Origin of the sequence: Nakamurella sp. PAMC28650 (assembly GCF_014303395.1) — a bacterium.
GTDB lineage: Bacteria > Actinomycetota > Actinomycetes > Mycobacteriales > Nakamurellaceae > Nakamurella.
This window is the reverse complement of sequence record NZ_CP060298.1, coordinates 3,758,925-3,771,811: the sequence shown is the minus strand read 5'-3', so window position 1 is coordinate 3,771,811 and position 12,887 is coordinate 3,758,925. Positions and strand designations below refer to the sequence as shown.

The window sequence follows — 12,887 nt, the reverse complement described above, 5'->3', positions numbered from 1 at the left end:
ACTTTTCTGCCGCGGGTGGGATTCACCCACCGTGCACCGACGCCGGCTCCCGCCGGCCGGCCGATGCATCCGCATGATCGATGGAGGATGGACACATGAGTGACGAGCCGGAAATGACGGCCACGGATGTCGAGAACCTGAACAAGCTGCTGGATCTCAACTCCAGCCGTGCCGTCGGCAAGCTCACCGACCTGGCCGCGAGCTGGGGCCTCGGCGGATTGCACACCGAACTCGCCGAAGTGTTGGGCGGGCTCCGCGCACCAGACCGGCCGGAGGCCGCGACCCGGCTGTCCGCGGCTCTGCAGGCCTATCTCGACGAGTTCGGGCCCCGGGGTGTGGTCGGCACCGCCGACACCTATCGCGACCACGCCTGACGGTCGCTCCGGCCCGGCGACCCCGGGCCGGATCGGGCGGGGCCCGGATCGGGCGGTGCCCGGATCGAGCGGGGCCCGGATCGAGCGGGGCCCGGATCGAGCAAGATCCAGATCGAGCGAGCCCCGCATCGGGCCGTGGGCCAACTACGAGAGTGACCCGGGAACCGCCTTGCCGGGGGAGTGGTCGCCGATGCGCTGCGGCTCCCGGCCGACCGGCTGACGAGGTGGTCCGGTCAACGGCGCGACCCGCTTCACCGGCAGCGTCACCACCGCGCCGACGTGCACGGTGAACGATTCGCCGTAGTGCTGCAGCGTCACGTGCCCGTCCGGGCCGTCGGTGATGGAGTACTCCACCTGCTCCGGACGGACCTCCACCCGGAGACGGACGTCCTGCCAGCGCACGAAGAAGGCCAACCTCGTCATGCCGTCGGGGAGCTGAGGACTGAACGACAGCTGACCTCCGTGATCACGCATGCCACCGAAGCCGGCCACCAAGGCCAACCAGGCGCCGGCCAACGAGGCGATGTGCAGGCCGTCGCGGGTGTTGTTCTCCAGGTTGTGGAGATCCATCAGCGCGGCCTCGCGCAGGTAGTCGTGAGCCAGTCCCAATTGCCCGACCTCCGCGGCCACGATGGCCTGGGTGCATGCCGAGAGTGACGAGTCCCGCACCGTCAACGTCTCGTAGTAGGAGAAGGCACGCGCCTTCTCCTCGGCACTGAAATGGTTGCCGCACCAGTGCAGGGCCAGCACCAGATCGGCCTGCTTCACCACCTGACGACGGTAGAGCCCGAAATAGGGGACGTGCAGCAGCAGTGGGTACTGGTCGTTGTCGAAGGCCACCTGGAACGGGAACTCGTCGTGCTGGTTGAAGTTGCGGTCCTGCGCCGGAATACCGCGTCGATGGTCGTACGAGACCGCCATCACCTCCGCTGCCGCCTCCCACTGCCCGCGTTCGGTGTCCGTCACGCCGAGCGCGTCCGCGTCCCGTGCATGACGCAGGGCCACCTCCGCTGCACACATCAGGTTCGCCTTGGCCATCAGGTTGGTGTACGTGTTGTCGTCGACGTCGGCGCTGTATTCGTCGGGGCCGGTCACCCCGTCGATGTGGAAACGGCCGTCGTGCCCGTGGTACCCCAGGGACAGCCACAGCCGGGCAGTCTGGATGAGCAGCGGCAGCGCGATCTCCCGCTCGAACTTCGTGTCGCCGGTCCATCGCACCTGCCGTATCGCCGCCGCGGCGATGTCGGCGTTGATGTGCATGGCCGCCGTCCCGGCCGGCCAGTATCCGGAGCATTCCTCACCGCGGATCGTCCGCCAGGCAAATGCGGCGCCCTCCAGACGCAGGGTCCTTGCCCGCTCCAGGGCGAGGTCGATGGTGGACAGCCGCCACCGCAGCGCGTCAGCAGCCGCTTTCGGAGCGGTCGCCGTCAGCACCGGGAGAACGAAACTCTCGGTGTCCCAGAAGGCATGTCCGTCATAGCCCGGTCCGGTGAGACCCTTGGCGGCGATCGCCCGCCCTTCCGCGCGGGCTGCCGCCTGGTACACGTGGAACAGGGCGAACCGGACGGCCTGCTGGATGGCAGGATCACCGTCGACCTCGACGTCCGCCCCGAGCCAGAATTCGTCCAGGACCCCGCGCTGCTCCCGGACGAGCTCGTCCCAGCCGGTGTGCACGACGGCCGTCAGGGCCGCCTCGACCTGGTCCCGCAGGGCGGGAAGCGACCGTTCGCCGGACCAGCCGTAGGCGACGTACTTGGTCAGCGTGATCTTCTGACCCGGCTCCAGGGCCGTCCCGACGGTGACCCGGGCCCAGTCGCGGTCGACAACGAGTTCGGTGGCGAACCCATCGGGAGCATCGATCAGGTGGTCCATCGCCGCCGCCACCCTCAGCTTGCTGGCCCTGGTGCGGTGGGACAGCAGCGCCCGCAGATTCACCCCACGATGTTCCTCGAACTCCAGGGGCTTGTTCAGCAGGGCGGCCACCCGTGGATCTCCGGCCAGGCCGGGCAACTCCTCGTTGGCGACCAATTCGGACTGGATCACCACGCGGGTTGCTTCCACGGCCTCCACCTCGTAGTGGATGGCCACGATGGCCCGCTGCGTCAGGGACACCATCCGGCTCGAGCGCACGCGGATGGTCCGCCCGCTGGGCGAGATCCATTCCACGGAGCGATGCAACAGGCCGGCGCGCAAATCCAGAGTTCTTTCGTGATGCACGATCTCGCCGTAGCGAAGATCGAACGGCTCGTCATCGACCAACAACCGGATCAGCTTGCCATTGGTCACGTTGACGATGGTCTGCCCGGACTCCGGGTAGCCGTAGCCCGCCTCGGCGTAGGGCAGCGGACGCGACTCGTAGAAGGAATTCAGGTAGGTGCCGGGAAGTTCGACCGGGTCACCCTCGTCGAGATTTCCCCGGATGCCGATGTGCCCGTTGGAGAGGGCGAACAGGGATTCGGACTGGCCGAGCATGTCCCGGTCGACGCCGATCTCCCGCAACTGCCAGGGCTCCACCGGGTACCGGTCGATATCGATCATGATCCCGCCAGCAGTTGGGCGAGGTCGTCGACGACCATGGTGGCGCCGTGCTGCCGCAGGTCCGCAGCGTGCTGATCGCCGAGACGGTTGACCCCGACGACATATCCGAAATGCCCCGCGTGCCCGGCCTGGACGCCGGCCACCGCGTCCTCGAACACCACGGCGGCCGCCGGTTCGACGCCGGCCAGAGCGGCACCGGCGAGGAAGGAATCCGGTGCGGGCTTGCCCTTCATGTTCTTCTCCCGCACAGTGTTTCCATCGATCTGGCCCTCGACGAGCCGGTCCAGCCCGGTCACCCCCAGCACATCGGAGGTGTTGGCACTGGAGGAGACCACGAACCGGCGCAGACCAGCGTCGCGGGCGGCCTCCAGGTAGCGACGCGAGCCGTCGAAGACCCGCACGCCATCGGTGTGGATCTTCTTCATCAGCAGTGCGTTCTTCCGGTTGCCGACGCCGTTGACGGTCTGCGCGTCGGGTGGGTCGTCCGGGTGGCCGACCGCGAGATGGATGCCGCGGGAGGCGAGGAAGTCCCGCACGCCATCGGCCCTCGGCTCGCCGTCGACGTGGGCCTCGTAGTCGTCCTGGGTGAAAGGCCGGAAACCGGAACCGTCTCGGGCCTCCAGGAATTCATCGAAGGTCTGCTTCCAGGCAGCACTGTGCACCGAGGCCGTGTCGGTCAGGACACCGTCGAGATCGAACAGGCACACCGTGATCGCCGCGGGTAGTCCGAGCACGCGCTCCACCTCTCCAGGCGTGTATGGGGTCCGCTGATCGGTCGCGGGCCGCTAGAGGACGGTACCTATTGTTCGGCTGTGTCCGCGGCACGCCCGGCCCGAGCACCCCGGCCATCCAATGCGCAGGGCCCGAACCGCCGGACCACCGGCCTGCGTGGAGGACCGGTGTGGTCTCGTCGACGATGAGACCTGACACCGTACTGCCATCGGACCTGACGGCGTACCGTCGCGCTTCGTCATCGTGGCGTCGACAACCGTTTCCCAGGCACATCTTTCGGCCGAGCACGGAGCGCGTCCCCATCGCGATCCTGGTCTGATCGGGCTACCGAGCGCAGCTGAATCCGTACAGAAGAGTGAAATGCCCGCTAGTCGGTCGATATTCGTCGTCGAAGTCCGGACGCGTGATCATGTGGTGCTTAGCTGGGGTCAGTACCCAGGGCCCCGGCAAAGTCGCAGATCGCTCATGTCGGGCTGTTTTAGCTGGTCAGCACGAGTTTGAGTGGTCGGTGGGGGTCTCGGGCGTGATGTCGGACGGCTTCTGCGATGTTGCGGGCTCCGTCCAGTCGAAGAAGTCCGATGGCCAGGTTTCGTAGTGTGGCCATGACCTGGGGTCCGTTGCCGGTGCGGGCCTGGGACAGGTCTTCACCGAAGGTGACGTCCCGGACCCAGTGCAAACGGTTTTCAATCGACCAGTGTCCTCGGAGCCAGGTGCCCAGCTGCGCGGCGGACGCCTGGGTCGGGTGCAGGTCGGTGACCGCGTAGACGGTCTCGGTATGCCACTTCTTGGATCGGATCGACCGGACTTTTCTGCTCACCTGAATCGCCTGGGCGGCGTGCGGAAACAGAATTCCCGCGGCGATGGTGACGACTTTGAGGGTTCGTTTCTCGATCCGTCCGTGTCCGCGGTCCTTCTGGGTGTCGGTGACGTCGACGTCGTTCCATGGGAGTTGGGCCAGTCGCCGCCGCAGCGTCGGTTGGTTACCTTTCACGGTGAGCAGGTAATGCGCTCCGCGTTGCTCCACGAGATACTTGGCATGGATTTTCTGGCAGTGCATCGCATCGGCGGTGACCAACGCACCGAGCAACTCGATGTTGTCTAAAAGCTCGGCGAACATGGGGATCTCGTTGGTTTTGACATCGACGTCCAACTGCCCCAGGACCAGGCCTGCGGTGTGAGTGAGCGCTGAGAGCAGATGTCGGCACCGGCCGCCGGCCACGGCGGATCCCCGGACCGATTTGCCGTCGACTGCGATCACTTGAAATGTTTTCGACGCGGTGGCGACCACAGCGGCCCAGGTCCCGACGATGACATCCAAACCGTCGGCGTTGATCCTGTTCAGGGTTCGCCGGATCGTCGACTCGCAGGGTCTCTCACTGGATACGCCAAGTTTGGCCAATACTGCTGGTGCGGTGTCGGCGGCCCATTCGGCGATGGCGACGAAGGAGCGGGCACCGGCGATCACCGCGCACGCGGCCACCGCCAAAATGGTGGACAAGCCGTGCCGGCGGCCGCGCGCGCTGCGGGGGTCGGGAACCGATCGCAGGGCTCGGAGCAACGCCGCCGGCGCCGTGGGGATGTCGGGGAACTCATCTTCGTCGAATTGGTCAACGACGGTATACCTGGGTGATGATGACATCGGGCGTGGTCCTTGGCTGTGAGTGAGTGGCCTCAAGAACCTTCATGATCATCACCGTGGGCCACGCCCACCCGCAAACCGCCCCTCCCGGCATGTCGCAACCCATCGCCGCAGCTCAAGAATTGTCAACCCGACTTTGCCGGGGCCCTGGGTCAGTACCGACCACTACTGGCGAAGTGAGGTCCTGGTCATGATCGGTGGGATGACGCGCTCACCCTTCCCTCGCCGGCCATCTCCGCCGGCCGAGCACGGTGATCCGGCCGCAGCCTGCCGGGCCGTGCTGGTCGTCGGCGCGGCGCTGATCACCGCCTACTATCTGGCGCCCGGGCATCCTGCGAAGTATTCGATCTACCTCCTGGTCGGCGTCGCCTCGGTGGCCTGCATCGTCGTGTCGAACGTCAGATATCGACCCGCAGATTCTCTCGGCTGGTCCCTGATCGCCGTGGCCGGTGCCCTCTTCGTCCTGGGTGACGGTGTTCTGGACTTCGACGACGTGGTGCGGCACATCAGTCCTGGCATCCCCTCGCTCGCGGACGCGCTGTACCTGGCGGCCTATCCTGTGTTGTTCTGGGGAGTGTTCCGGGTCGGGCATCGCGGCGGCGCCGCCGGCGGCCGGGAACGCTGCGCAGACGCGGCAATGGTCAGCCTCGGGGCATTCGCCGTGTGCTCGCGGTTCCTGATCGACGACTACCTCCAGGATCCAAGGCTCCACCCGATCGGCCGGGCCGTCCTGACCGCCTACCCCCTGATGGACCTCGGTGTGCTGTTCGTGCTGACCGGCACGGTGATGGCGGCTGCGAACTGGCGGGTGGCCGACCAACTGTTGATCATTTCCGTTGCGGCCATGCTGGTCGGCGACTTCCTCTACGACCTGATGAACCTCGATGGCACCTACGCCGTCGGAGGACCCGCCGATGCGGCCTACCTCCTCCAGTACGTCGTTCTCGGTGCGGCAGCCGCTCACCCGAGCATGGCGCATGCCCTGCCCGCCAGGCGATCCGACCCGGTACTGGGCCTGAGGTGGGTGGTGCCGGTCACCACGGCCGGACTCGTCGTCCCGGTGATCCTGTTGATCACCGGCCTTCGCGGGAATTCCAGGGATGTGCCGCTGCTCGCGGGTCTGTCGATCGCACTGTTCTCGTTGGTGATGCTCCGGATGTTCTGGTTGTTCGGCCGGTTGCGGAACAAGACGCTGGAGCTGGAGCAGAGCGCCGGCTCGCTGAGGGCGGCACTGTCCAAGGAGAGCCGGATGGAATCGGAGATGATGTACCGGTCGCTGCACGACAGCCTCACCGGTCTGCCCAACCGGGTCCTGCTGCATGACCGGATCGATCATTCGCTGGCCGTCCGCCGGATGCCCACCACCGTCGCCCTCTGCGTGTGCGGCCTGGACGATTTCACGGCGATCAACGACGCCTTCGGGCATGACTTCGGCGATCAGCTGCTGGTGCTGGTGGGCCGCCGGCTGACGACGATGGTGCAGGGCCGCGGCACGGTCGCCCGCCTCGGGGGCGACGAATTCGCGATCCTGCTGGAGGCGGCCGACGGGCGCGACGGAGCCGCTGCCCTGGCCGAGCGCGTCGTCGCCCTGATCCGTCTGCCGATGACCGTCAGCGGCCAACAGATCGAGGTCTCGGTCAGTGTCGGAGTGGCCGTCTCCTCCCTCCATTCCAGCACGGACCGCCTGCTGACGGAGGCCGAGGCCGCCCTCCGGGAGGCCAAGGCAAGTGGGAAGGACACCCTAGTGGTGTTCGAGCAATTGCTGCGGAATCGGGCCACCGACCGTCGCACCCTGATCAACTCGTTCCCCGGCTCGTTGAGCAACGGTGATTTCTTTCTCGAGTACCAGCCGCAGTTCTCGTTGTCGGACTCGCGTCTGGTGGGCTTCGAGGCACTGGTGCGCTGGCGGCACCCCGTTCTCGGAGTGATCGCGCCCGACCGGTTCATCACGCTGGCCGAGGAAACGGGCTTCATGGTGCCGTTGGGGCGCTGGATCCTGGAGAAGGCCTGCTCCGAGGCCGCGGCCTGGCCGACCGTCGGGGATCGATCGATCAGCCTGTCGGTCAACGTCTCCGGTCGACAGATGCAGAGCCCGAAGTTCCTCGCCGATGTCCGGGCCATCTCCGGGCGCGTTGGCCTTGACTGCTCTGCCCTGGTCCTGGAGATCACCGAGACGGTCCTCATGGTCGATCCGGGTCGCACCATCACGACGTTGCAGGGACTGCGGGGGCTCGGGATCCGCATTGCGGTGGACGATTTCGGCACCGGATATTCCTCCCTGAGCTACCTGCGGCAGTTCCCCGTCGACATCCTGAAGATCGACAAATCGTTCATCGATCCACTGCACGATCCCGCTGGAGAGGGAATTGCATTCGTCGAGACCATTCTTCGTCTCGCGGAGGACCTCCGCCTCGTCACGATCGCCGAGGGTGTCGAGGTGGCCCATCAGTGGGACACGCTGGGTCGATTGGGCTGCGACGAGGCCCAGGGCTTCTTCATGTCACCACCGGTCAGCGCGTGGGAGGCGATGACGATGATCACGAGATCCGTCACCGGCCCGGCGGAAAAGGATCATCGGGGAGCCGGCGCGCGACTGAAGGCCTGACGGCTCCGGCAGCTGACTAGGGCGTGTCCCGTGGATCGTTCTCCGTTAGATGCCTGAGCCAGATTCCGATGCTGGCGACGTCGACGGTGCCTCGGTAGACGAACTCCCGTTTGTCATACCGGGTGGCGACCGCGCGGTAGCCGCGTAGCCGGTTGAACGTCCGCTCCACGGTGTTGCGGTCCTTGTAGATTTCCTTGTCGAATTTGGGTGGCCGACCACCACGGGAACCCTTGGACAGGCGACCGTTGATCTGGTTCACCGGCTCCGGGATGGTCGCCTTGATACCCCTACCCCGCAACGACTTACGGATTCTGCCGCTGGAATACGCCTTGTCCGCCAACACCCGATCCGGTCGGGTCCTAGGCCGCCCATCACGGCCGCGCACGATCCGAATATCGGCCAGCACCGCGGTGAACGCCAACGCGTCATGCCGCTGACCAGCCGAGATGACCCGCCCCACCGGCCGACACTTCGAATCAGCCGCCATGTGGATCTTCGTCGTCACCCCGCCGCGGCTACGCCCCAAACCCTCCCGATCAACGACCGGCGGCGGCCGATCCGCAGAATTCTTGTAGTTCGATAGTGCCCCCTGTGTCTTTGAGGGCCTTGATCGGAGCCTCCAACACGACGCTGGCAAGGACGGCGGCGGGGATGTCCTTCGGCGGTTCGTGCCGGGCACCTGCCGCGTGGTGATGCGCCCGGATCACCGTCGCATCCACCCCCAACGCCCACTCACCGACATCGCCGTGATCGCAGTCCGCCCGCAGCATCGACAGCACCCGCTGCCAGGTACCGTCCCCTGACCAGCAACGATGCCGGTTGTACACCGTCTTCCAATTGCCGTAACACTCCGGGAGATCCCGCCACGCCGAACCGGACCTGGTCCGCCACAGCACCCCGTCGACGACCCTGCGGTGATCGACCCACCGACCACCCCGAATCGGGGTCCGATCCGGTAGCAAAGGCTCCAACCGGGCCCACTGCTCATCCGACAAATCATGACGATTCTGCACAAATCAGAGTCTGTCGGAACCGACCTCCAAGATCCGCGGGACACGCCCTAGCCTCAATCTTTCGTGAGACGCCCGGCCTTTCCTCGGCGCGATAGATCTGGTGTTTCGCACCGACGGGCATGTCTGCGGGTTCGTCGAAGCCCCGGTGGGTCACCTGGGTGGGTGCCGGATTCCACGTTCCGGGGGGTTTGTCTTCTTGCTGGCCGGGTGGGTTGTTGCAGGTCAGGTCGGCGCCGGCAGCTGGGTCAGCCGGTCCAGGGCGGTGGTGAACAGGTGCCGGTGGGTTGCGTGACCGGACAGGTGCAACCAGACCCGGCGGCTCCGCCGGGCGATGGTCGCCGCCACGGAGAACAGCTGCAACCGCAGCCGTTTCGGTTCCCACCGGCGGGCGCCGGTGCCGGTCAGCGCCAGCATCTGCAGCCACGCGGTCAGCTCCGTAGCGAGCTGGACGACGGCGACCCAGATCTGATTTTGCGCAAACGCAGTCAAGGGCAGGTTCCGCAGCCCGGTGTCTTTCGCGTTGCGGATCCGGTCCTCGCAGCGGGCCCGGTGCCGGTGCCGCAACTCCAGGTCCGCCAGCTGCCCACCAACAGTGTTGGTGACGAACGCGGTCAGCCGGTTGCCGCCTGAGTCGGTGAACCGCAGCTGCGCCCCGGGGTGCGGACGTTCGGCCCGGACGATCACCCGCATCCCTGCCGGCCACGTGGACAGGTCCAGCAGGCCGGTGAGTTCGGTGACCCACGCCCCGTCGCGGACCTTCCCATCGCCGTCGTAGGCCGGGGTCCACCCTTGGTCGGGGATCAGGTTGATCTTGTCGACGATGTCCTGCGTCAGCCCGAACCCCACCGAATACGACAGGCCCTGCCCGGCCAGCCACTTCAGGTATTCGTGGGTGCCGCCGCCACTGTCGGCGCGGACCAGCACCCTGCGCCCAATCCGGCCACCGCGGCGGTTGAAGGGCAACTGCCGCAACGCATCCTTGGTGACCGCGATGTGGTCGGCGGCGGTGTTGGATCCGGCCCTTCCGGGGCGCAGCATCATCGACAGTGGCTCACCGGTGCCGTCGGGGCCGTGGTCCACCCACGACCCGAGCGGGTGGAACCCGAAGCCCTTCTTGTAGGTCGGCGCCGCCAGTTCCTTCTCCGAGTGGGAGGTGATCAAGGTGGCGTCCAGGTCGATGATCAACGGCCGGTCCCGGGATATCTCGAAGTCGGGGGCGTCCTTCCCGGCCATCTTCCACACCCGCTGTCTGACAGTTGCTCTGGCCTGGTTGATCGCCGCCAAAGCGGCCTGCGGGGTCGCGGCCAACGCGTCGACCAGCCGGGACACGGTCGGGTCGGAGGCGACCCGCCCAAACACCGCCGGCTCAGACCGCAACGCCGAGATGTCGGCCAGGCAGTCCCCGCCGATGGCGACGCTGATCGCCAGGTCCAGCAGGATCTTCCCCGGATCCAGCACCGCCCACTGCTTGCGCCACGGCGCCAACGCCGCAGACAAAGCCCGGTCCAACCCGACCTTCCCGGCGGTGGCCACCAGCAGCACAGCACCGGCGTGGGACACCACCCGCTTCCCGGCCGTGTCCACTGTCAACGGCGGATAGAAACCAGTACGCTTCGACACTAGAAAGGTGCTCCAGTTTGCTGACGATGTGGACCTTAGAGACCCTCATTATCGCAGGTCGGGGCACCTTTCCCTCACTCCGAAACGCCCCGTCAGCTATCCGCGTGAAAGCGCGAGGCTAGAGTCCGTCGGATGCTGACCACCTCGGGAACCGACGGGTTCCAACTGGCCTACGACCGGCACGGCAGCGGATCGCGGGCGGTGCTGCTGCTGCACGGATGGCCGGGCGACCGGCGCGACTACCGACACGTCGTACCGCTGCTGTCCGACCGGTTCGACGTGGTGGTGCCCGATCTCCGGGGTTTCGGCGCTTCCGACAAGCACCGCGCCGAACCGGCCGAGCAGTACAGCGCGGCGGCCCAGGCCCGCAGCATCGTCGCCCTGATCGACGAACTCGGGCTCGAGCGCCCCGTCGTCGCCGGTTACGACATCGGGAGCCGCGTGGCGCAGGCCATCGCACGGCGGAGCCCTGGACTCGTGGGGGCGCTGATGGTCTCGCCTCCGCTGCCGGGGATCGCTGGCCGCGTGCTGGCGGCCCGGACGCAAGCCGAGTTCTGGTACCAGTCCCTGCATCGACTTCCGCTGGCGCAGCAGTTGATGGACGGGCACCCGGAAGCTGTCCGCACCTACCTCCGGCACTTCTGGGATCACTGGTCTGGGCCGGGGTTCACCCTCTCCGAGAGCGACCTGGACCACCTCGTCTCCGTCTACGGCCCGCCGGGTGCGTTCACCGCGTCCATCGCCTGGTACCGGGCCGGCGCCGGGGCCGTGGCGGTGTCCCTCGCCGAATCGGCACCCGACCCGGGTGACCGCATCAGAACGCCGACGCACGTGCTGTGGCCGGAGCACGACCCGTTGTTTCCACGGGAGTGGTCCGACCGGCTCCCGGAGTTCTTCGGTGACGTCACGCTCGAGGAGGTGGACGGGGTCGGTCATTTCACGCCGCTGGAGGCGGCGGCACAGTTCGCGGCGGCGATCCTCCGGGTGGCCGACCGGATCTGACCCGCCGGGCGTCAGGGGCATACTCGAGAGATGGCCGTGAGTGTGCAGCAGGTAACCCGTCAGGTGGCCGGAGTCGGCCGTTTCGCCGTCGCCATCTACCAGAACCGGGCCCAGAATCTCTACCATGGATTGCTGAGAGGTGATCCGCTCAGCCAACTTCACCTGGCCATGGGGCAGGCCGATCCGCACGCCATCTACGAACGGATGCGCCGGCAGGGGCCGGTGCTCCCGACCCGGTTGGGCAATCTGAGCACCACCAGCTACGAGGTGTGCCAGCAGGTGCTGCGCAGTCGCTCCTTCGGGGTGACCGACCCGTCTGCGCCGCGGCCCGGCGAGGACATGCTGGACCTGTCCCTGCTGGCTCTCAATCCGCCTGATCACCAACGCCTCCGGCGGCTCGCGGCTCCGGCTTTCACCCCTCGCCGGATGACGGGCTACGAGAAGCTCGTCGAGGCCTCCATCGACCGGTTGCTGGACCAGGTCGTCGGTCGGGACAGTTTCGATCTGGTGTCGGCGTTCGCCTCGCCGCTGCCGATCGCGGTGATCACCGAGATGCTCGGCCTCGCCGACGAACCCGACCGACTTCGCCGGGTCGGCGCAACGGTCGCGTCAGCCCTGGACGGGGTGCATTCGCTGCGGCACGCGGTCGAGTTGTTCCTGGCCGATCGGGAGATGCGGGCGAGCTTCGCTGCACTGCTGGTCCGGGCCGCCGAACGACCAGGTGACGATCTGACGTCCGCCTTGCTGGCCCAGCAGGGTGAGCAGATCACCACTGCGGAATTGTCGTCCCTGGTCGGCCTTCTGCTGTTGGCCGGTTTCGAGACGACCGTGAACGCGATCGGCAACGGGGTTCGTGCACTGCTGGCCGATCGTGAGCAGTGGGAGCTGTTGGTGGCAGACCCTTCCCGTGCGTCCGCAGTCGCCGAGGAAGTGCTTCGGTTCGACCCGCCGGTGCAGCAGACGGCGCGGGTCCTGCTGACGGCAACCGGTCCGGTGGAGCTGGCCGGGGTGCCGGTCCCACGGGGCCAGTGGGTGTTGCTCATGCTGGCGGCGGCGAACCGTGATCCAGCTGTGTTCGCCGATCCGGACCGGTTCGACATCACGCGGAGCAATGCTGCGGATCATCTGGCCTTCTCCGGTGGGATCCACTACTGCCTGGGAGCGGCCCTGGCCAGGATGGAGTTGACCGCAGCGTTCCGGGCACTGGCCGTCCGATTCCCGAACCTCCGGTCGGCCGGGCCGGTCATCATGCGTCCGGGCACCATCCTGCGCGGTCCGCGCCGCCTGCCCGTAGCCGTCTAGGATTCTCTCCCGGCCTCCCGGCCTCCCGGCCTCCCGGCCTCCCGGCCTCCCGGCCTCCCGGC

Annotated in this window: 9 protein-coding genes; 4 read left to right on the top strand and 5 right to left on the bottom strand. The window is 67.0% G+C overall.

Annotated elements, in window-relative coordinates; all coding sequences use genetic code 11:
* The first annotated feature begins 95 nt into the window (after positions 1-95).
* Positions 96-374, top strand: a complete 279-nt coding sequence (locus H7F38_RS17005; protein WP_187090942.1) for a hypothetical protein — start codon at positions 96-98, stop codon at positions 372-374.
* Positions 375-518: 144 nt separating this feature from the next.
* Here the strand turns inward: H7F38_RS17005 and H7F38_RS17000 are convergent, their stop codons facing one another.
* The 3 genes from H7F38_RS17000 to H7F38_RS16990 all read right to left on the bottom strand — a co-directional run bounded on the left by H7F38_RS17000 (position 519) and on the right by H7F38_RS16990 (position 5,283).
* Positions 519-2,912: a glycoside hydrolase family 65 protein gene (locus H7F38_RS17000; RefSeq protein WP_187090941.1), complete on the bottom strand. Its 2,394-nt coding sequence runs from the start codon at positions 2,910-2,912 to the stop codon at positions 519-521.
* A complete protein-coding gene (locus H7F38_RS16995) occupies positions 2,909-3,646 on the bottom strand; it encodes a beta-phosphoglucomutase family hydrolase (RefSeq protein WP_187090940.1) in 738 nt (245 codons plus the stop codon). Before H7F38_RS16995 ends, H7F38_RS17000 begins: the two co-directional genes overlap by 4 nt.
* 476 nt (positions 3,647-4,122) lie before the next feature.
* On the bottom strand, positions 4,123-5,283 hold the full coding sequence (locus H7F38_RS16990) for an ISAs1 family transposase (RefSeq protein ID WP_222618137.1): 1,161 nt from the start codon (positions 5,281-5,283) through the stop codon (positions 4,123-4,125).
* Positions 5,284-5,485: 202 nt separating this feature from the next.
* Here H7F38_RS16990 and H7F38_RS16985 point away from each other — a divergent pair, with 202 nt between their 5' ends.
* On the top strand, positions 5,486-7,888 hold the full coding sequence (locus H7F38_RS16985; protein ID WP_187090939.1) for a bifunctional diguanylate cyclase/phosphodiesterase: 2,403 nt from the start codon (positions 5,486-5,488) through the stop codon (positions 7,886-7,888).
* Between the two features lie 16 nt (positions 7,889-7,904).
* Here H7F38_RS16985 and H7F38_RS26715 read toward each other — a convergent pair.
* A protein-coding gene (locus H7F38_RS26715; protein ID WP_370531262.1) for an IS5 family transposase occupies positions 7,905-8,901 on the bottom strand; the annotation gives its coding sequence in 2 pieces (ribosomal slippage) (positions 7,905-8,498 and positions 8,500-8,901; 996 coding nt in all).
* Positions 8,902-9,123: 222 nt separating this feature from the next.
* On the bottom strand, positions 9,124-10,521 hold the full coding sequence (locus H7F38_RS16970) for an IS1380 family transposase (RefSeq protein WP_187090936.1): 1,398 nt from the start codon (positions 10,519-10,521) through the stop codon (positions 9,124-9,126).
* Between the two features lie 132 nt (positions 10,522-10,653).
* Between H7F38_RS16970 and H7F38_RS16965 the strand changes: the two genes are divergently transcribed.
* Together H7F38_RS16965 and H7F38_RS16960 are read left to right on the top strand one after the other, a co-directional pair.
* Positions 10,654-11,523: an alpha/beta fold hydrolase gene (locus H7F38_RS16965; protein WP_187090935.1), complete on the top strand. Its 870-nt coding sequence runs from the start codon at positions 10,654-10,656 to the stop codon at positions 11,521-11,523.
* A 30-nt stretch (positions 11,524-11,553) separates the two neighbouring features.
* Positions 11,554-12,825 carry a cytochrome P450 gene (locus tag H7F38_RS16960; protein ID WP_187090934.1) on the top strand — a complete coding sequence of 424 codons (1,272 nt, stop codon included), beginning with the start codon at positions 11,554-11,556 and terminating at the stop codon, positions 12,823-12,825.
* Positions 12,826-12,887 lie beyond the last annotated feature (62 nt).